The sequence below is a fragment of the Muricauda brasiliensis genome, assembly GCF_003057865.1.
GTDB classification, from domain to species: Bacteria; Bacteroidota; Bacteroidia; order Flavobacteriales; family Flavobacteriaceae; genus Flagellimonas; species Flagellimonas chongwuensis.
Map to the genome: position 1 here is coordinate 1 of NZ_QBTW01000019.1, position 19,608 is coordinate 19,608.

The window sequence follows — 19,608 nt, forward strand, 5'->3', positions numbered from 1 at the left end:
GGGGCATACGTCAATTGGTGGACTAAAACCTTGTAGAAACTCCCGAATTTGCCAGAATGTTTAATCAATAAAAACTAATGATTATGAAAAAGATACTTTTTTCAGTAGTTGTTGTGGCCATGCTCTGGTCCTGCGGAAAGGACGATAGTCCGAGTACACCACCGGCATCCACCACGCCCACGATAAACGACTTTACGCCCAAAACGGGCCCAGTGGGCACTGAGGTGACCATCACCGGGACGAATTTCTCCACCACCAAGGCCGACAATGTGGTCAAATTTGGAAGCACTACCGCCACCGTGAACACAGCCAGCACCACCCAGCTCAAGATAGCTGTACCTACCGGGGCCATAACGGGCAAGATTTCCGTTACCGTGGATGGCGAGACCGTCACAAGTACCGATAACTTTACGGTAAGCACCGAAACCCAGAACCAAGCCCCCGAAATGGCCGACCAAGAGTTTATGGCCTCCGAGGACATTACCGAGGCTAACGAAATTGGCCAAGTGGCGGCTACAGATCCGGACGAGGATGATACACTTACCTTTGAACTTACAGCAAACGACAATGACCTGTTTGCCGTTTCTGAAAGTGGAGTGCTCACCTTGGCCGAAGGCAAGACCTTGGACTTTGAAACAGCGGTCTCGCACAGCATTACCGTAAGCGTTACCGATGGCGAGGAGACCGTAGAGGCTACCATTACCATAACCGTGGAAGATGTGTATGAGAACATTGTAGATGACCCTGCCTCTTTTGTCACTACTTGGAAAACAGAGGTTGATGATGGGGAAGTGATTGTCGGGGCAAATCCTGAATACGATTATGATTTCATTATAGATTGGGGAGACGGTACGGTAGAGGAAATAACCGAATCAAATCCGACAAAGTTTGCACATATCTATGAAACGGCAGGTACATATACGGTAGCTATCAAAGGAAACTTCCCTGCTATTGTAACAGGTAACATTTATACTGCTACGACAGGAGAAAAAATAACCAGCATTGAACAATGGGGGAGTATACAATGGAAAACCATGGGATATGCCTTTTCAAAGGCAGAAAATATGGTGTATAATGCTTCCGCTGCTCCGGATTTAACCAATGTCGCCAATATGGAATCCATGTTTAGTGGCGCAACATCTTTTGATGGGGATATCAGTGGATGGGAAACTTCCAATGTCATCGAAATGCAATATATGTTTTTCAATGCTGCTTCCTTTAATGGGGACATAAGTGCTTGGAATACGGCCGAGGTAAATGATATGCAGAATATGTTCAAAGGAGCCACTTCCTTTAATGTGGATATCAGTGGTTGGAATGTTTCCAGTGTAATAAATATGGGCGGTATGTTCCATAGTGCGACATCTTTTGATCAAGATCTGGGCAGTTGGGACATTGGCAGTATTACAACTATGGCCAATATGTTGGACAATAGTGGAATGTCCAAGGAAAATTTTAACGCTACCATTATTGGTTGGCATGGTTTTGTCGACGATAATAATGGACCGTTGGAAGTAACATTGGGGACAGAGGGATTAACCCTTTGCGGTTTGACCGCCTTTGAGGCAGCTACTGATTTGGTAGCGAGCTATGAATGGAATTTGCAAGGGGCAATAAATGTAGAAGCAGAGTGCAATTAACATAGCACTTGCAATATGTAATAGAACTAACCGGGAGGGCCAAGTGCTCTTCCGGTTTTTGTTTTTTAGAAGTCAGAAGTCAGAAGTCAGAAGTCAGAAGTCAGAAGTCAGAAGTCAGAGATCTGTGGGCAGTTGGCAGTCAATAATTATCACTTGTCAGTTCGAGCGCAGTCGAGAACCCTTTGCCAATTACCTCTACACCATAGAATCTGAATTTCCTTCGACCCGGCTCAGGGCCCGGCATTCAATTAGTGAAAATTCGTGGAATTCGCGTCAAGATGACTACTAACAATCGACCCGTCCAAAAATCGAACAATCTAATAGTCCAATCAACCAATAACGAATAACGAACAACCATGCCCCTTCGACTACGCTCAGGGTCCATACTTCTAATCATTCAACCATCCAATAATCCATTAACCCCTTAACCCCTTAACCCCTTAACCCTTCACCTTTCAATCCTTCACCCGTAACCCCCATCAACCCAAACCCATCATCCGTCAATCCAAATAGGGCATTGGTCAATTGGTGGCCGAAAAACTCAGCATAACTCCCGAATTTGCCGTGAATTTTAAACCTTAAAAAAGAAATTATTATGAAAAAACTGCTTTTTACCCTAGCAATTATGGCCATAATATCGTCCTGTGCAAAGGATGATAGTCCAGGTCCGCCACCGGCATCCAGTAAACCAACGATAACCGATTTTACACCTAAATCGGGTACAGTGTACACCGAAGTCACGATTACGGGAACCAACTTCTCCGCCACTGCCGCGGACAACGAGGTAATGTTCGGTACGGTAGCTGCCAATGTCAGCAACACTACGCCCACTAAAATTGTGGTACATGTACCGGTAGGAGCCATCACTTCCAAGATTACCGTGACCGTCGATGATGAAACCGCTACCAGCACCGATACCTTTACGGTGAATACGGAAACCTTGGAAATGGCCGACCAAGAATTTACGGCCTCCGAGGATTTTACCGATTCCGATGAGATAGGCCAAGTAACGATAACGGGAGCAGGTGGCAACACCTTGACCTTTAGCATTACAGACAGCGAACTGTTTGCCATCTCCAATACGGGAATGCTTACTTTGGCCCAAGGCAAACTGCTGGATTTTGAAACAGCGACCTCACACATTATTACGGTAAGCGTTACCAATGGCGAGGATACCGTGGATGCCACCATTACCATAACCGTTGAGGATGTTGCAGAAGCCGACCCCAAAGATAAAGCTGCTTTTGTGACCACTTGGAAAACAGAGAATGATGAGGAAGATGTAAGCTTTTACTTATCAGATGATTACGCCTATAATTTTGTTGTAAACTGGGGCGATGGTACCGTTGAGACTATTAATACAGCAGATGCGTTTCCAGCAAATGGAGAGGTAATCCATACGTACAGTAGTGCAGGAGCTTATTCTGTAGCCATATATGGGGAAATGCCTTGGTTCGTAGTTGGGCCGGAGAACCAGAATGCTTTAAAGCTATCCAGTATGGACCAATGGGGAAATAATGTATGGCAAGATTTATCTTATGCCTTTGCCTCATGTGCCAATATGGTTTACAATGCCACCGATATGCCAGACCTTTCCGAGGTGACCAATTTGTCCCATATGTTCGCAGAAGCTACTAGCTTTAATGGCGACATTAGCGATTGGATTACTAGCAACGTTACGAACATGTCCTATATGTTTGCTGTGGCGACTTCGTTCAATGGGGACCTGAGTGAATGGGATACTTCAAATGTAACGGATATGTTGGCAATGTTTTATGAGGCAGAATTGTTCAACAACGATATAAGTGGTTGGGATACAAGTAATGTAACCACTATGGAAGGTATGTTTGGAGGAGCATTATCTTTTAACCAAAACCTTGAAAGCTGGGATATAAGTAATGTAGAACAGATGGGATTGATGTTGACCAATAGCGGAATGAGTACTGTTAACTATGAAAATACGTTGCTGGGATGGAGCGTATTGGATGAAGGTGAAACACAAGTTCCGTTAAACATTACCTTGGGAGCAACAGGTTTGACATATTGTACCTCCGCTGGTAAAACTGTATTGGTTGACGATTTTTCATGGACCATTAATGATGATGGTTTTGACCCTAATTGCCTTTAATTTATCAATTATTTTTTTGTAAAAGCATCGGAAGCCAATTGGTTTCCGGTGCTTTTTGTTTTTGGGAATGATAGATCAGTCTAAAATTAACAATAAACAGTTGTCAATTGTCAGTTCGAGCGCAGTCGAGAATCTATTATCTCTATCAATATATATTGATCACTGCCCTTCGACTCTGCTCAGGGCCCGGTTCAGAATACAATAATCAGTAGGCAGTTAACAGTTGTCAATTGTCAGTTCGAGCGCAGTCGAGAACCCATTAACCTTCGCACTCACGGAATAACGACCACCATGTCCCTTCGACTCAGCTCAGGGTCCAGTTCAGAATATAATCAGTAGGCAGTACACAGTCAACAATCAAATAATCGAACAATCCAATAATCCTTTTAACCCTTCACACTTTCCCCTTTGTTCATATCACTGACAATCCTACATAATTCCTTGGTACTGTCCCGAAAAACATTCGTATTTTTACACTTGTTTTTACAAAAACACAGTTTTTTAGCAATTATCCTTACAATTATTACAATATGAATCAATATGATGTAGCCATTATCGGCTCTGGACCAGGAGGCTATGTGGCGGCCATTCGATGTGCCCAATTGGGAATGAAAACCGCAATTATAGAAAAGTATGCCACCCTTGGCGGAACTTGCCTTAACGTAGGCTGTATCCCATCTAAGGCGCTTTTGGACTCATCACACCACTATGAGGATGCCGTAAAGCACTTTGAGGAACACGGTATCGATATTCCAGGTGAAATAAAAGTAAACTTGGAGCAAATGATAGCCCGCAAGCAAGGCGTTGTGGACCAGACTACCAAGGGCATCGAGTTTTTGATGGACAAGAACAAAATAGATGTTTATCACGGTGTCGGAAGCTTTAAGGATGCCACGCACATCAACATTGCAAAAGAGGATGGCGAAGAGACCATTGAAGCTAAAAATACGATTATAGCAACTGGCTCCAAACCATCATCCTTGCCATTTATCGAGATTGATAAGGAGCGTGTAATCACGTCCACGGAAGCCTTAAAATTGAAGGAAATTCCAAAACACCTGATCGTTATCGGAGGTGGTGTAATCGGATTGGAATTGGGCCAAGTTTATAAAAGACTAGGGGCCGATGTTACCGTAGTGGAGTTCATGGACCGAATTATTCCAGGAATGGACGGTGCATTGTCCAAAGAACTCACCAAAGTGATGAAAAAGCAAAAGGTGAAGTTCAACCTTTCCCATAAAGTGAAATCCGTAGAGCGTAAAGGCGATGAGGTCATCGTAAAAGCCGACGATAAAAAAGGAGAAGAGGTCACTATTAAAGGTGATTATTGCTTGGTAAGCGTTGGCCGGAAACCATATACCGATGGATTGAACGCCGAAGCCGCCGGTGTAAAATTGGATGATAGGGGCAGAGTAGAGGTGAACGAACACCTACAGACCAATGTATCCAACATTTACGCCATAGGTGATGTGGTAAAAGGAGCCATGTTGGCCCACAAAGCTGAGGAAGAAGGTACCATGGTGGCGGAACTGTTGGCAGGTCAGAAACCACACATCGATTATAATTTGATTCCGGGTGTTGTTTACACTTGGCCGGAAGTTGCCGCTGTGGGCAAAACGGAGGAGCAATTGAAGGAAGAAGGCGTGGAATACAAATCAGGTCAGTTCCCCATGAGAGCGTTGGGAAGATCCCGCGCCAGTATGGATTTGGATGGCTTTGTAAAAATCTTGGCCGACAAAAACACCGATGAGGTATTGGGTATCCACATGATCGGCGCCCGTTGTGCCGATTTGATCGCCGAAGGCGTTACCGCGATGGAATTCAGGGCATCTGCAGAGGATATTTCGCGTATGAGCCATGCGCACCCGACCTTTGCCGAAGCCGTTAAGGAAGCTGCATTGGCCGCTACGGATGATAGGGCATTGCATGTGTAAATAGAAAATCAAAATGAATTTATAGCAAAGCATTCAGTCTGCGGATTGGATGCTTTTTTTAGCTCCGTACGGTACGAAAAATGCGCCTCAAGAAAATACGAATACGTATAAAAACTTCACGAAGTACTGGTATGGATAATTCCTTTAGTTCGATTGCCTGGGTTTTGATGAACGCAAGACCTGAAGAAATCTGTGTTTTGATGCCCAATTCGTACTTGTTGTATTGAAGGGCCAACCAAGTGCAAACAATCATAAATGCCAATGCTCCTGGAATCACAATGGCAGGGGATAGCGAGTGGTTAAAGAACCGATATAGCCCCAACCCTGTAAAACTGCCGTAAAGGATAACAAAGTGAATCACGTAGATGGATAAAGTGCTTGCCCCGATTTTTAATACCGTTTTGTTAGTCATTAGCTGACGGAGTATCATAAATACGGCAAAAACAACAAAAACATTGCCCAGTCGAATAAATAGGTAGTTATTGGTAAGGAGCAGTCCAAGAAAGTTCAATCCGGTACTTTCGTAAAGGAACTCAAAGAAATTGGACGATTGATAAATCAAAATATAACCAACGGCCAAGGCAATGGAAATGGCTGCAGGATACAAATACCTATAATTTTTAAACCTAGTAAATAGCACGGATATAAATGCCCCAATCGTCGTGTAGCCAAACCACGGGATTATGGTAAATACAGACCCGTTGGCCTTCGTCAAATAATTCGCCAAAAAGTCGGGCAAAAAGGGATAGGACCAATCTTTATAAACTCTTTCAAAAAGGAAAAGCACCAAAGTGATGAGGACAAGAACAGTCGGGAAAACATAGGCTTTCTTTTTGGCAGTCAGCACATAGATGCCGATTAGGCCCAAAATAGATAGCCCAATACAATGGAGCACATCCACTAAATAAAACGAATCGTAAATTTCGCCTTTGAACAGCCCGCCAAGGTTCATCCGTAGTAAATATCCAATGAGTAATAGCTGTAAACCGCGTCGGATTCCTTTGGAAACCCTTGGGTTTTCTATGCCGTTTTGCGGAACGCGAATCAGTAAGTAGGTGAAAATAAAACCGGAAACCGTAAAGAACACGGGAGCCGTAATTCCCCTAAAATACAACCAGATGTTGTAGGCTGTGTTGCTGGTATCTCTAAAAACGGGGTCCAACAGACCATCTATAAAATGCCCTTGCAGCATCATCAAAATAGCCCATGCACGCATGGCGTCCACAAAAAATAGTCTGTTTGTCTTTACCGTCATTTTAGAATCGATTCACCCTATATACTTGTTTAGCAAGTACTTTGGATGTTGGTCGCACCAAAAATATGCAAAATAGTCGCATCTAACTTCCAATTGCGGTATTTTAGCGAAACAATCAACAATTCCATTATATGGCTGCAATTTTGGCATTAGCGGGGAGCAATTCTTCCACTTCTATCAATTTTAAACTGGTAAAATATACCGTTTCCTTAGTTCAACAGCATGATATTCAACTCATAAACATGGCAGAACGGGTCTTTCCAATGTTCAGCGAGGATTTGGAAAGAGCAGAAGGCTATTCAGCAGACTTGATGAAGTTGAAGGCGGAAATCAACAGTGCGGATGGATTAATATTGTCCGTGAACGAGCATAACGGAAACCCATCGGCATATTTTAAGAATGTACTGGATTGGCTATCCCGAATGGACCGGAATTTTTTGGAAGGCACCAAAGTGTTTTTGATGTCCACATCGGGCGGCAGGCGTGGTGCAAAAGGTTCTTTTACTGTGATTGATGGCATGTTGACAAGATTTGGTGCGGAAATAACGGCAAGCTTTTCATTGCCATCCTTTTATGAAAATTTTGGTGATGAGGGCATTTTGGATGAAACCCTTCGAATGGAACACCAACAGGCGCTGAGTACATTTTTGGATTCGTTAAACTCATAACCATTGCGGACACATCGCTCTTTTAAGATAAAATCCTTTTTACAAAGTAAAGAGGCACTTTTTTGGTGGTCCAAACAATTTGATACGGCCGTTTGGCTGGACAGCAATTCCCATCAAGACCAATATTCCAGTTTTGAAGTCTGTTTAGCGGTTGGCGTATCTAAAAAGTTTGAAACCACTAAAACGCTCCGCACTTATTTAGAAAATGAAAAGGATTGGCTGTTTGGTTACTTTTCCTACGATGTAAAGAACGAGTTGGAGGACTTGTCCTCAACTAATTTTGACGGTCTCGAATTTCCGGAAGTACAGTTTTTTCAACCGGTAAAAGTTATCCAGATTAAGGATGATGAACTCCATTTCAGTTACTTGAATGGAGTGTCTCAGGAAATTGAAGAGGATTATATAGAAATCAGCAGTTTTACTGCTGCACCAACCCCATCTGAACCGCAAGACCCTATCAAAATAAAAATGAGGATTCACAAGGATGCGTATTTTGATAAGGCCCATCGGTTTTTGGAGCATATTCACCGTGGCGATATTTATGAAGCCAATTTTTGTCAAGAGTTTTATGCCGAAGATGCTACCATAGATCCATGGCAAACCTACCAAAAGTTGAATGACATATCGGAACCACCGTTTGCCGCTTTTGCACACTTCAATGATAACTATCTGATGTGTGCCTCACCAGAACGGTATTTAAAAAAGCAGGGGCAAAAGGTGATATCGCAACCTATAAAAGGAACTGCAAGGAGAGGAATTGATGAACGAGAAGACGAAAGAATCAAAAAAGAGTTAGCCCAAGATGCAAAAGAACGCTCCGAAAATATTATGATCACCGATTTGGTCCGTAATGATTTGTCCAAGAGTGCAATAAAGGGTTCGGTGCAAGTAGAACAACTTTGTAAGCCACACACTTTTAAGCAAGTACATCAACTTATTTCCACAATAGTTTCAAAAGTTGCAATGGACAAAAATTCTTTGGGATTAATCAAGGAAACCTTTCCCATGGGCAGTATGACCGGAGCTCCAAAGATTTCTGCGATGAAGATTATCGAGGAGTTGGAGGAAACTAAACGAGGTCTATACAGCGGGGCTGTAGGTTACTTTTCACCAAATGGTGATTTTGATTTCAATGTGGTAATTCGCAGTATTTTGTACAATGCAAGCAAAAGGTATGTTTCCTTTTCCGTTGGTAGTGCCATTACGGCTAAATCCGACCCAGAAAAGGAGTATGAGGAATGTCTGTTGAAAGCCAAAGCCATGCGGATGGTTTTAGAGACGGACTAAGGTTTATTCGTAAATTCGCATCATGGTCCAAAAATTCAAACAGCACATTGCGAGTTCTCTTTGTTTTCTTCAGGGAGAAAAGTTGTTGTTGGCCTGCAGTGCTGGCCTTGATAGCGTAGTATTGGCACATTTGTGCGACGCTTCGGATTTGGATTTTGCATTGGTCCATTGTAATTTTTCTTTGCGGGGCAGCGAAAGTGATGGCGATGAGCATTTTGTACGTGAGTTGGCCTCTAAATTTGAGATTAATGTTTATGTAAAACAGTTTGATACCGAGCATTATGCAAAGGAGCAACGTTTATCAGTGCAGATGGCAGCACGGGAATTACGTTACAAATGGTTTGAGGAACTGTTACAGGCCATAGAGTACGATTATGTACTGACTGCCCACCATGCAGATGACAGTTTGGAGACTTTTCTCATCAACCTTTCCCGGGGAACCGGAATAGAAGGACTTTCAGGCATTCCTGAAGTAAATGGGAATATTGTTCGACCGTTGTTGCCCTTTTCCAGGAACGAGATTATGGAATATGCAAAGTCAGAAAGTATTCAATGGAGGGAGGACAGCAGTAACGCGAGTACGAAATACCTTCGTAATAAAATACGCCATAACGTTGTTCCCATTTTAAAGGGATTGTCTCCGTCTTTTTTACAAAATTTTCTCAACACACAACATCATTTGGGTCAAACCAATGATTTGGCAAACAACCATTTAAATGAGTTGAAGTCAAGATTGTTTCAACAAAGAAATGATGATATAGAAATCAAAATTTCCGAGCTGCAAAAACTGCAGCCTTTGGATGCTTATTTGTATGGATTATTGAATGGGTATGGGTTTATTGAATGGAACGACGTTAAGGATTTATTGACCGCAGAGAGTGGCAAACAGGTTTTTTCCAATACACATCGACTGCTTAAGGATAGAGATTATTTGATTCTTGCCGAAATCGCACCTGAAATTAAAGGAACGTATTACATTCATTTGAATAAAGCTTCAGGTGAATTGCCCATTAAAATACAGTTAGAAGAGGTGGAATCCTTTGAAAAACAGGGACAAAATGTCGTATTTTTGGATAAGGAAAAGTTAAACTTTCCGTTGGTGTTAAGAAACTGGGAAAAAGGCGACTATTTTTATCCATTTGGAATGAAGGGCAAGAAAAAGCTCTCCAAATTTTTTAAGGATGAAAAGATGGACCTGATTTCTAAGGAAAAGCAATGGTTGCTCTGCTCCGGCAATGATATAGTCTGGATTGTGGGCAGAAGAGCCGATGAACGATTCAAGGTTGAGGAATCGACCAGAAAAATAGTAAAGATTACATGGCTAACATAAAATTATCGCTTCTCTTTTTAGGATTATTGGTGTTTAATCTGGGTGTATTTGCCCAAACGGACAAGAATCCTGCCGTTTGGAGCCATGAGGTAAATAAGCTGTCCGACACCGAATACGAATTGGTGTTCAAGGCCAAAATTATGGACGGCTGGCATGTCTATTCCCAGTATACGGATGAAAACGGTTCTTTGCCCAGTGAGTTTACCTTTGAAAAAGCAGGTGATGATTACGAACTCATTGGTAAAACAGAGGAGAGCGAGACCCTAAAAGAATATAGCGATATTTTTGAGGTGGACGAGACTTTCTTTAAGAAAGAGGCCATATTCACTCAAAAAATCAAATTATTAAACCCTGAAGTCAACCAGATTTCAGTGAACTTGTTCTACCAAATTTGCAAGGAGGTTTGCATCCCTGTTGACGAACTATTCCAAATTTCTTTGGACGGAACAGGGTTTGTGGCTGAAGAGGCTAATCTGGACGAACGCAGCGTTGCCTTGGGAAAATCACTTAAGGTAGATTTAAAAAACAAAAACCTTTTAAATCAAAACGGAGTTACGGATTCTGAAGGAAAATCTAACCTATGGATGATTTTTGGATTAGGTTTTATCGGTGGTTTGATAGCATTGTTGACACCATGCGTTTTTCCTATGATTCCGTTGACAGTGTCTTTTTTCACCAAGCAGACCCAAAATAAATCCAAGGGAATAGCAAACGCCTTGCTCTACGGTTTCTTTATCGTTTTGATTTATTTCTTGTTGAGTTTACCTTTCCATTTGTTCAATTCGGTAGACTCACAAATTTTGAACACCATTGCGACCAATATCTGGTTGAACGTGTTCTTCTTTATCATTTTTGTATTCTTTGCCTTTTCATTCTTCGGTTATTATGAACTGACATTGCCCAGTTCTTGGGCCAATAAAATGGATTCAGCTTCTTCCAAAGTAGGAGGGGGATTGGGCATCTTTTTTATGGCCTTGACATTGGCAATCGTATCATTTTCCTGCACAGGCCCTATTTTGGGCGGGCTTTTAGGAAGTACAACATTGGCAGAGGGTAATGTGGCTACCAATCTAACCTCCGGAATGGTAGGTTTTGGTCTGGCTTTGGCGCTTCCGTTCGCCTTGTTCGCCATGTTTCCGGCTTGGTTGAACTCATTGCCAAAATCTGGCGGATGGATGACGACCGTAAAAGTGGTGCTTGGGTTCTTGGAACTGGCTTTGGCCTTCAAATTCCTGTCCAACGCAGATCTGGTCGGAAATTGGGGCATTTTTAAAAGAGAAATCTTTGTAGGCATCTGGGTAGTGCTATTTGTTTTGATGACGCTTTATCTGTTCGGGATCTTTAGGTTCCCGCATGATGGACCCAAAAAGAACCTGTCTCCGGCAAGAAAAACAATAGGTGTCCTCAGTTTTACCTTTACCGTTTATTTGGTTCTTGGAATTTTCAATGTCAGTAATCTAAAATTATTAAGCGGTTTCCCTCCCCCTAGTTTTTACAGCGTAGTGGAAACAGAAAGTGATTGTCCGCTTGGATTGGATTGCTATAAGGATTTTGAAGAAGGTGTGTCATATGCACAAGAGGTGAACAAACCCATTTTGTTGGATTTTACTGGTTGGGCCTGTGTAAATTGTAGAAAAATGGAGGAAAATGTATGGAGTGATTCCAATATTTACCCCATTCTAAAGGAAGATTATGTATTGATTTCTCTCTATGTGGACGATAGAAAGGAACTTCCCGAAGCAGAGCAATTTGACTTTAAATACGACTCTGGACGGGTGAAATCCATCCAGACGATTGGCCAAAAATGGGGGACTTTCCAAACCATCAATTTTAATGCTGCTTCGCAACCTTACTATGTACTGCTTTCCCCAAATCTTGAAATTCTCAATGAAGCAGTCCAATATGTTGATGTTGAAACGTATGAGAAATGGTTGAAGTCAGGCTTGGAAAAGCACCATTTATCTATGAACAAGTAGTTGATATTTGTCAACATCTTTTTTAAGTCATCTAAGAAATTAATTATACCTTAGGGTACTAATTGACTTAACCCATCTTCGTGAAAAAGTACAAAAAGATTCTTCTTGCAATTGCAGGATTCCTTCTACTTGTAATTATTGGTATTGCTATATTCTTAAATTCCTTAAAGCCGGATTATAGCGGTGAAAAAAAACTGCCCGGTATTTCCAATGAGGTAACCACTTATTTTGACCCCTATGGGATACCGCATATATATGCCGAAAACGAAACTGATGCGCTGAAGGCACTGGGGTATGTTCATGCTCAGGATAGATTATGGCAGATGGAGTTGCTCCGAAGGGTGGCCAAGGGAAGACTTTCTGAGGTTTTTGGAAAGGATATGATTGGAACGGACAAGTTTTTTCTATCACTGGGCATTGCCAATCACACAAAGGAAACCGTTGCCAGTCTGGACAAGAACAGTGAGGCCATTGTGCTTGCACAGGCCTATTTGGATGGTATCAATGAGTTCATAAAACAAGGACCAACCCCTATTGAGTTTTATTTGACCGGTATAAATAAGGAGCTCTTTAGTATTGAAGATGTGTACAATGCGGTGGGATATATGGCTTTCAGTTTTGCCATGGCCCACAAAACAGACCCTTTGTTGACAAGCATGCGCAACAAATTGGGTGACGAGTACATGAAGGATTTGGCCATAAGTTCGGATACCTCTACTGTATGGATTAAAAATTTTAAAGGAGAAGTTGCCGATACTCTTGGGACAAATATTACCGCAAGTGTGAATAGTACCTTAAGCAAGCTGCCCATTCCGCAATTCGAAGGAAGCAACAGTTGGGTCGTTGCTCCGCAAAAAACCAAAAATGGAAAGGTAATTTTGGCCAATGACCCTCATATTGGGTTTGCACAACCTTCGGTATGGTATGAGGCCCATGTGAGTACTCCCACCTACGAAAAATATGGATATCATTTGGCAGGAGTTCCGTTTCCATTGTTAGGTCACGATAGAAACTTGGCCTATGGCCTTACCATGTTCGAGAACGATGACATCGATTTTTATTATGAAGAAACCCATCCATCCGATAGTACCAAATACAAAACAGCAGAAGGATGGAAGGACTATGAATTTGTAAATAAAACCATTAAAGTAAAAGATGGTGAGAATGTATCGTTTACTTACAAGAAAACACACCACGGACCTGTCTTAAACAATATTGCTGACCAAATTTCGGAGGAAAAACCAGTTGCCATGTCTTGGATATATACCAAACCCAAGAATATGGTGATACATGCCTTGTATGGGTTGAGTCATGCCACCAACATGGAAGAGTTTAAAAGCGCTTTGCCCAATATCCATGCGCCAGGACTCAATGTAATGTATGGTGATGCCCAAGGAAATGTAGCATGGTGGGCAACCGCCAAGCTTTACGAGATGCCGGACAGTTTGTCCACCAAGTTTATTTTGGATGGCACATCAGGCAAAGAGGAGCCATTGCGCTATTTGGACTTTTCGGAAAATCCCATGGCCGAGAATCCACCATGGAACTATGTGTATTCTGCCAACAACCAGCCCGACTCCATTGCAGGAATGCTCTATCCCGGTTATTATTTGCCTGAAAACCGTGCCAAGCGGATTGTGCAGTTATTGGAAGCCAAAGATGATTGGGACAGGGAATCCATTTCTGAGATGATATTGGATGTTACCTCTCCAGTGAACACGGAGGTGGTAACCGAGTTGATTAAATTGTTCGATGTTTCAAGCTTGAACAATGAGCAATTGGTGCTTTTGGACTCTATGAAAAATTGGAACGGGGAATATAAGCTCAAATCCATTAGCCCGGTGATATACCACAGGACGCTATATTTTATGGTGAAGAACACCATGGAAGACGAATTGGGCCCAGAAATGTTCAAACAATTCTTGTCCACGCATCTATTTAAGAGACAGATAGCTTGGGGCTCCAGCATGAAATCCGGAAAATGGTGGGACAACGTCAACACTCCAGATGTAGTGGAAACAAGGCAGGATATCGTGTTGATGTCGTTCGCTCAGACATGGGAATCATTGATTAAAGACTTTGGAGAGGATACTAGCCAGTGGACTTGGGACAAGGTACATACTTTGGAACATGGGCACCCCTTTGGCCAAGTGGCATCCTTGAGAAAATACTTCAATGTGGGACCATTCCCTGTAGAAGGTACACGTGAGGTAATAAACAACCTTGCTTTTCCTTACGACAGCACCGGTTTCTATAAGGTGAATTCAGGACCTTCGACCCGTAGAATCATAGATTTCTCTGATATTGAGAACAGTATCAGTATTTTGCCGACCGGGCAATCCGGTAACCCCCTGAGCAAACATTACGATGATCAAGCACAGATGTATGTCAACGGAGAGTTCCGTAAAATGATGATGAACAAGCAGGAAATTGAAGAAACTGCTGCATCTGTTTTGATCTTTCGTTAATTCAAAAGGGGCATTCGTCAATTCAAATTAGGGTATCCGTCAAACCATTGATTTTTTTGATTGGAGATTGGCTATTTTTTCAGTCTTTTTTCAATTAAGAAAGGTTATATGCTTATAAAAGTTTACGGAAGTGCCGTTTTTGGAATCGAAGCAACAACAATTGTTGTAGAGGTAAATATAGATAAAGGCATTGGTTATCATTTGGTTGGATTACCGGATAACGCTATTAAAGAAAGCAATTTTAGGATAGCTGCGGCTCTTCAGAATAACGGGTACCGTATTCCCGGAAAAAAAATCACCATCAATATGGCGCCTGCCGACCTACGAAAGGAAGGGTCTGCCTACGACCTTACTTTGGCGATTGGTATTTTGGCCGCCTCGGACCAAATCCGTTCTCAAAACATCCATAAATATTTGATTATGGGAGAACTCTCCTTGGATGGGAGCTTACAGCCAATAAAAGGTGCTCTGCCCATTGCCATCAAAGCAAAAGAGGAAGGTTTTGAGGGGTTTATACTGCCCAAAGAAAACGCGAATGAAGCAGCGGTGGTAAATGGACTGAAAGTATATGGGGTTGAGAACATAAAAGAGGTTATCGGTTTTTTTGACGAGGACAAACCGCTTCAGCAAACAGAAATAGATACAAGACAGGAATTTTATGACCATTTACATTTACCCGAATTTGATTTTTCGGACGTAAAAGGTCAAGAGAGTATAAAACGCTGCATGGAAATTGCCGCGGCGGGCGGACACAACATTATTCTGATTGGCCCGCCCGGGGCCGGAAAGACCATGTTGGCCAAACGTTTACCATCCATTTTGCCACCAATGACGCTTCATGAAGCGCTGGAAACCACTAAAATCCATAGTGTGGTGGGCAAGGTAAAGAACAAGGGTTTGATGAGTCAGCGACCTTTTAGAAACCCGCACCACACTATTAGCAGCGCTGCCTTGGTAGGAGGGGGAAGCTACCCCCAACCGGGAGAGATTTCATTATCCCATAATGGAGTGTTGTTTTTGGATGAACTGCCAGAGTTCGAAAGGCGAGTTTTGGAAGTGATGCGTCAACCCATGGAGGATAGGGAAGTCACCATTGCCCGTGCACAGTTTACAGTTACTTATCCAAGTAGCTTTATGTTGGTGGCCAGCATGAACCCAAGTCCGGGCGGATATTTTAACGACCCTGATGCCCCAGTGACATCTTCGCCTGCGGAAATGCAACGCTATCTAGGAAAAATTTCTGGACCTTTATTGGATAGAATCGATATTCATATTGAAGTAACCCCTGTGCCTTTTGATAAATTATCTGATGAACGAAAAGGGGAGAGCAGTGCCATTATCAGGGAACGAGTAGAGGCAGCACGCCAGTTACAGACCCGAAGATTCAAAAAGATTGAAGGCATTCATTACAATGCCCAAATGGGTACTAAGCATATCAGGGAGTTCTGCAAACTCAACGAATCTTCCAAAAACCTATTAAAAGAAGCGATGCAACGGCTGAATTTGTCTGCTAGGGCATACGACAGAATTCTGAAAGTGGCTCGTACTATTGCCGATTTAGAGGGTGTTGAGGGGGTAGTGGAAAACCATATATCGGAAGCCATTCAGTACCGGAGTCTGGACAGAGAAGGCTGGTTGGGATGATACAAGGCTATTTTTCTTTTCTGTGCTAAAATAACACCCATATACAATTTAGTATAGATTTCAAGATTATTCCAATAAGTTCCACTCTTCTTCAGTTGCTTTGGATTTTTGATATTCCATTACCAACAACCAAGCTTGATCACGTTTTATGAGCAAGGCATCAAAATGTACGAATTGTTTTTGACTGGCTTTACCAGCCCCATTATTGGATTGGTAAGCAAAAATTCCTGTTTCATGTGCGGTAGTTTCGTCACCTATTCGCTGTGAAAAACGGAATTCCACACTATTCTGCGTTTTTCCTGTCTTGGTATCCATGAAACCTTGCTTCCAGTGCTGCAATGCATCTGCAATTGATACAGATGTTTTGTTTTCCCCAGTTGTAAATATAACGACCGCATCTTCATGGTAAGTAGCTTTATAGCCTTCAAAGTCTCCCTCATTTACCGTTCTCGAAACCTCGGCCCAAAAATTATTTAGTTCTGCTAGTCTTAACGAATCATTTGGATTTTCAATTTTACCCTTTGTATTGTTTTTAGGGTAACCCGCATTAGCGATTGCAACGCTTAGTGTTAGTATCAACGTAATAACGATTCTAATGTTTTTCATAGGTAAATTTGATTTTAGTCGAACCTTTTGATTAGATTATAGCAAAACACTATCATTTCCTTGTAGTTCTCTTTGCCAATTTTTTCATCAATTCCATGGAATCTTGTCATACTGTCCGGACCTATTCGAATAGGGTAGAACCTGTATACATCATCAGAAACATCATAAAAATATCTGGCATCCGTACCGCCACCTATCAAGCCCGGCACCACAACGGCTTCGGGAAACACAGATCTAATGGTTTTTTCTAAGTTTTTAAACGCATCTGAATCTATTCCAGAGGCAGGGGATGGGTTGGTGGCAAAGCCACTGAGTTCAACATCTATTCCATCTCCAATCGTCTTCTTGATATGTTCTTTAACAGATTCAATGGTTTCGCCGGGCAATATCCTAAAATTAATGGTGGCTTTGCCCACCGTGGGAATAACATTGTCCTTAACCCCGCCCTCCACTATGGTAGGTGCTGTTGTGGTATGAGCATTTAGGGCTTTGAGTACAGGTCCTTTAAAAAGCCAAGGGTTGGCAAAAGCCATTTTTTTGAAGAAGGGCATTTCCGCACCCATGTACTCAAATTGATAATCCAAGGGTTTTACCAATTTATAGGGCAGTTGATTATTCTCCAAGTCTACAATGGCCTGGGCAAGCATGCCAAGTGTGTTATCTTCAGGAGGAGCAGAACTATGGCCTCCGCTTGTCTTCACAATTAGATCAAATGATGCATACCCCTTTTCTGCCAAGTTCACCATCGCAACGGTTTTATCAAAATCAGGAATCATGTTTTGGGCCAAAAAGCCGCCTTCATCCAATGTCATTGCAGCACTAATTCCATTTTCTTTCAAATAGGAAGCAATAGCTTTGGCTCCTTTGTTTCCCCCAAGTTCCTCATCGTGACCGAACGCAAGATAAATGGTCTGTTTGGGGGTAAAAGATTCTTTTAATAAAGTTTCAACCGACTCCATCAGTGCCATCAAGGAACTCTTGTCATCCAATGTTCCCCTTCCAATGACATGACTGTCCGTAATCTTTCCTTCAAAGGGGCCAGCTTCCCATTCTGATAATGTGGGTTGGTCTACAGGGACCACATCTTGATGGGAAAGCAAGACAATTGGTTTTTGCGACGGGTCGGAACCTTGCCATTTGTACAGTAGACTGTATCCGTTTATTTTTTCCAATTCTAAAGTTTGATGCAAAAGAGGGTAGGCTTCACTTAAAAACTGATGAAACCCGTTGAAAGCAGTAGAATCTGGAATGGCATCTTCATTAAAGGAAATAGTCTTGTACTGTACAGCCTTGGATAAATTTACAAAGGCATTTTTAGGAAATTCCATGGCCTCCAAAGGCTCGGCTTCAACCTGTTTGGAGGTTAAAGACAATGTGTTGAAGACCAAAATTGCGGCTAATACCACTATTAGGCCTAAAATGGTGAGAAGAACTTTTTTCATGGTTGGTTTTGGTTGTTGGTTCCAAATTAGATAAAAATCAAAGAACAGTCAATCATAAAAAAATAATTTAAACCACTGTTTTTGAATAAATTCACAAATAAGCCAGGATAATCGATGGAATAATCAACTAATTCGTTAAATGTTATTTAACTCTCTGTTTTAAAGGGGTTTATAATTTATTTTTGCACAACTTTATTAAAAAACAGGGAACATGCAGTTTGTGGAGTTGAACCCAGTGGGCAATTTTGACCCTTGGGAGCAGGAGAAGATTGATGAGTTGCTACATCAACAAATTAAGGAGTCGTTAAGCAATAGGTTGATATTTGAGGACGAGAGCATCAAGCTTTGGGATCTTCGTTTACTCCCAGGAGAGCGGTTGAACTTTAGGAGGCACAATACCAATTATGGATGGGTTTGCACGACTGGAGGATTATTGATAACAAGATACGGTAACGGAAAAATCGACATGGTCAAATTAAACCAGGGAGATACCGAGTATTTTGAAAATAGGGGCAAAAACTACATTAACGATTTGGAAAACATTGGAGAGGACATGGTCGTCATCAATATTTTGGAATATAAACAGACCAAAAAACAGAACAGCCTATTGTTCTGTAATTAAATCGCCTTAATATTAGCCTTTAATCCCGAGATGATTCCAAGAATATTTTCCACAGTTTCATCCAAATAATATTTTATGGCCAAATGGGGAATTCTGATGGTGGTGAACCCATTTTTAAAAGAGTGCATTGCATCTTCGAGGTCATTTATGGCTTGTTCGTGCGTAATCATATTGTAATTCTGGTCAATCTCAATGTTGAGTTTAACTCGGGAGATAGCAATGTCTACGGATTTTTTGCCGTCCCACCACTCCAGCATGGGATGCACACCAGCGTCTCTTAGGGCATAAAAAAGGTGAATGGCTTCAATAGGAGTGTCGTTATCGAGAATTACCTTTTTAATAAGTTTTGTATGTCGTTCGCAAAGCGTAACACCTAAAGATTCTTTTGATGCGATATACTGTCGGGGGTTTATGCTTTTTCCGCAATCCTTACATGTCATAAGTTGTTTTCAAGGTTTAAGTCTTAGTACGATTTGGGACTATTATAACTTTAACATTTTCGAATTAGTATAAAAAATCGACGTACGGCAATCCACTTTTAGACGAAATACACTTTTTCGGATGAAATGCATGATTTGTCCATTTATACCTTTAAATTAATCCTCCAA

General features: G+C 41.9%; 14 protein-coding genes. 10 read left to right on the forward strand and 4 right to left on the reverse strand.

Going from position 1 to position 19,608, the window contains the following annotated elements:
* Positions 1–83: 83 nt before the first annotated feature.
* From DCK90_RS14755 to lpdA, 3 genes are all read left to right on the forward strand, one after another.
* Positions 84–1,640, forward strand: a complete 1,557-nt coding sequence (locus DCK90_RS14755) for a BspA family leucine-rich repeat surface protein (RefSeq protein WP_159075856.1) — start codon at positions 84–86, stop codon at positions 1,638–1,640.
* A gap of 595 nt (positions 1,641–2,235) precedes the next feature.
* A complete protein-coding gene (locus DCK90_RS14765) occupies positions 2,236–3,768 on the forward strand; it encodes a BspA family leucine-rich repeat surface protein (RefSeq protein WP_108246980.1) in 1,533 nt (510 codons plus the stop codon).
* 530 nt (positions 3,769–4,298) lie between these two features.
* Positions 4,299–5,702, forward strand: coding sequence for a dihydrolipoyl dehydrogenase (gene lpdA / locus DCK90_RS14770; protein WP_108246981.1), 1,404 nt, complete (start codon positions 4,299–4,301; stop codon positions 5,700–5,702).
* A 58-nt stretch (positions 5,703–5,760) separates the two neighbouring features.
* On the opposite strand, the gene DCK90_RS14775 is transcribed toward lpdA, so the two are convergent.
* Positions 5,761–6,957: a heparan-alpha-glucosaminide N-acetyltransferase domain-containing protein gene (locus tag DCK90_RS14775; protein WP_108246982.1), complete on the reverse strand. Its 1,197-nt coding sequence runs from the start codon at positions 6,955–6,957 to the stop codon at positions 5,761–5,763.
* A gap of 131 nt (positions 6,958–7,088) precedes the next feature.
* On the opposite strand from DCK90_RS14775, the gene DCK90_RS14780 reads away from it, so the two are divergent.
* From DCK90_RS14780 to DCK90_RS14805, 6 genes are all read left to right on the forward strand, one after another.
* On the forward strand, positions 7,089–7,625 hold the full coding sequence (locus DCK90_RS14780) for an NADPH-dependent FMN reductase (RefSeq protein ID WP_108246983.1): 537 nt from the start codon (positions 7,089–7,091) through the stop codon (positions 7,623–7,625).
* A gap of 3 nt (positions 7,626–7,628) precedes the next feature.
* Positions 7,629–8,912: an anthranilate synthase component I family protein gene (locus tag DCK90_RS14785; protein ID WP_108246984.1), complete on the forward strand. Its 1,284-nt coding sequence runs from the start codon at positions 7,629–7,631 to the stop codon at positions 8,910–8,912.
* A gap of 22 nt (positions 8,913–8,934) precedes the next feature.
* Positions 8,935–10,242, forward strand: a complete 1,308-nt coding sequence (gene tilS, locus DCK90_RS14790; RefSeq protein ID WP_108246985.1) for a tRNA lysidine(34) synthetase TilS — start codon at positions 8,935–8,937, stop codon at positions 10,240–10,242.
* The gene (locus tag DCK90_RS14795; protein WP_108246986.1) at positions 10,230–12,218 is read left to right on the forward strand and encodes a protein-disulfide reductase DsbD family protein; all 1,989 of its coding nucleotides are present in this window, start codon (positions 10,230–10,232) and stop codon (positions 12,216–12,218) included. Before tilS ends, DCK90_RS14795 begins: the two co-directional genes overlap by 13 nt.
* Positions 12,219–12,298: 80 nt before the next feature.
* The gene (locus DCK90_RS14800) at positions 12,299–14,686 is read left to right on the forward strand and encodes a penicillin acylase family protein (protein ID WP_108246987.1); all 2,388 of its coding nucleotides are present in this window, start codon (positions 12,299–12,301) and stop codon (positions 14,684–14,686) included.
* A gap of 108 nt (positions 14,687–14,794) precedes the next feature.
* Entirely contained in the window at positions 14,795–16,330 is a 1,536-nt protein-coding gene (locus DCK90_RS14805) for a YifB family Mg chelatase-like AAA ATPase (protein WP_108247045.1), read from the forward strand.
* Positions 16,331–16,396: 66 nt separating this feature from the next.
* On the opposite strand, the gene DCK90_RS14810 is transcribed toward DCK90_RS14805, so the two are convergent.
* Positions 16,397–16,936, reverse strand: a complete 540-nt coding sequence (locus tag DCK90_RS14810) for a DUF4440 domain-containing protein (RefSeq protein WP_108246988.1) — start codon at positions 16,934–16,936, stop codon at positions 16,397–16,399.
* Between the two features lie 14 nt (positions 16,937–16,950).
* Entirely contained in the window at positions 16,951–18,378 is a 1,428-nt protein-coding gene (locus DCK90_RS14815; RefSeq protein ID WP_108246989.1) for a M20 family peptidase, read from the reverse strand.
* Positions 18,379–18,589: 211 nt separating this feature from the next.
* Here DCK90_RS14815 and DCK90_RS14820 point away from each other — a divergent pair, with 211 nt between their 5' ends.
* Positions 18,590–19,000: a hypothetical protein gene (locus DCK90_RS14820; RefSeq protein WP_108246990.1), complete on the forward strand. Its 411-nt coding sequence runs from the start codon at positions 18,590–18,592 to the stop codon at positions 18,998–19,000.
* Here DCK90_RS14820 and DCK90_RS14825 read toward each other — a convergent pair.
* Positions 18,997–19,440 (reverse strand): hypothetical protein, encoded by a 444-nt coding sequence (locus DCK90_RS14825; RefSeq protein WP_108246991.1) that lies wholly within the window; start codon positions 19,438–19,440, stop codon positions 18,997–18,999. The two genes, DCK90_RS14820 and DCK90_RS14825, sit on opposite strands and share 4 nt — an antisense overlap.
* Positions 19,441–19,608 lie beyond the last annotated feature (168 nt).

Excerpts from the sequence above, each read along its gene's own strand:
- DCK90_RS14775 (WP_108246982.1), bottom strand. The coding sequence starts at position 6,957 with ATGACGGTAAAGACAAACAGACTATTTTTTGTGGACGCCATGCGTGCA.
- tilS (WP_108246985.1), top strand. The coding sequence starts at position 8,935 with ATGGTCCAAAAATTCAAACAGCACATTGCGAGTTCTCTTTGTTTTCTT.
- DCK90_RS14810 (WP_108246988.1), bottom strand. The coding sequence starts at position 16,936 with ATGAAAAACATTAGAATCGTTATTACGTTGATACTAACACTAAGCGTT.
- DCK90_RS14805 (WP_108247045.1), top strand. The coding sequence starts at position 14,795 with ATGCTTATAAAAGTTTACGGAAGTGCCGTTTTTGGAATCGAAGCAACA.
- DCK90_RS14795 (WP_108246986.1), top strand. The coding sequence starts at position 10,230 with ATGGCTAACATAAAATTATCGCTTCTCTTTTTAGGATTATTGGTGTTT.
- DCK90_RS14755 (WP_159075856.1), top strand. The coding sequence starts at position 84 with ATGAAAAAGATACTTTTTTCAGTAGTTGTTGTGGCCATGCTCTGGTCC.
- DCK90_RS14815 (WP_108246989.1), bottom strand. The coding sequence starts at position 18,378 with ATGAAAAAAGTTCTTCTCACCATTTTAGGCCTAATAGTGGTATTAGCC.
- DCK90_RS14825 (WP_108246991.1), bottom strand. The coding sequence starts at position 19,440 with ATGACATGTAAGGATTGCGGAAAAAGCATAAACCCCCGACAGTATATC.
- DCK90_RS14765 (WP_108246980.1), top strand. The coding sequence starts at position 2,236 with ATGAAAAAACTGCTTTTTACCCTAGCAATTATGGCCATAATATCGTCC.
- DCK90_RS14820 (WP_108246990.1), top strand. The coding sequence starts at position 18,590 with ATGCAGTTTGTGGAGTTGAACCCAGTGGGCAATTTTGACCCTTGGGAG.
- DCK90_RS14780 (WP_108246983.1), top strand. The coding sequence starts at position 7,089 with ATGGCTGCAATTTTGGCATTAGCGGGGAGCAATTCTTCCACTTCTATC.
- lpdA (WP_108246981.1), top strand. The coding sequence starts at position 4,299 with ATGAATCAATATGATGTAGCCATTATCGGCTCTGGACCAGGAGGCTAT.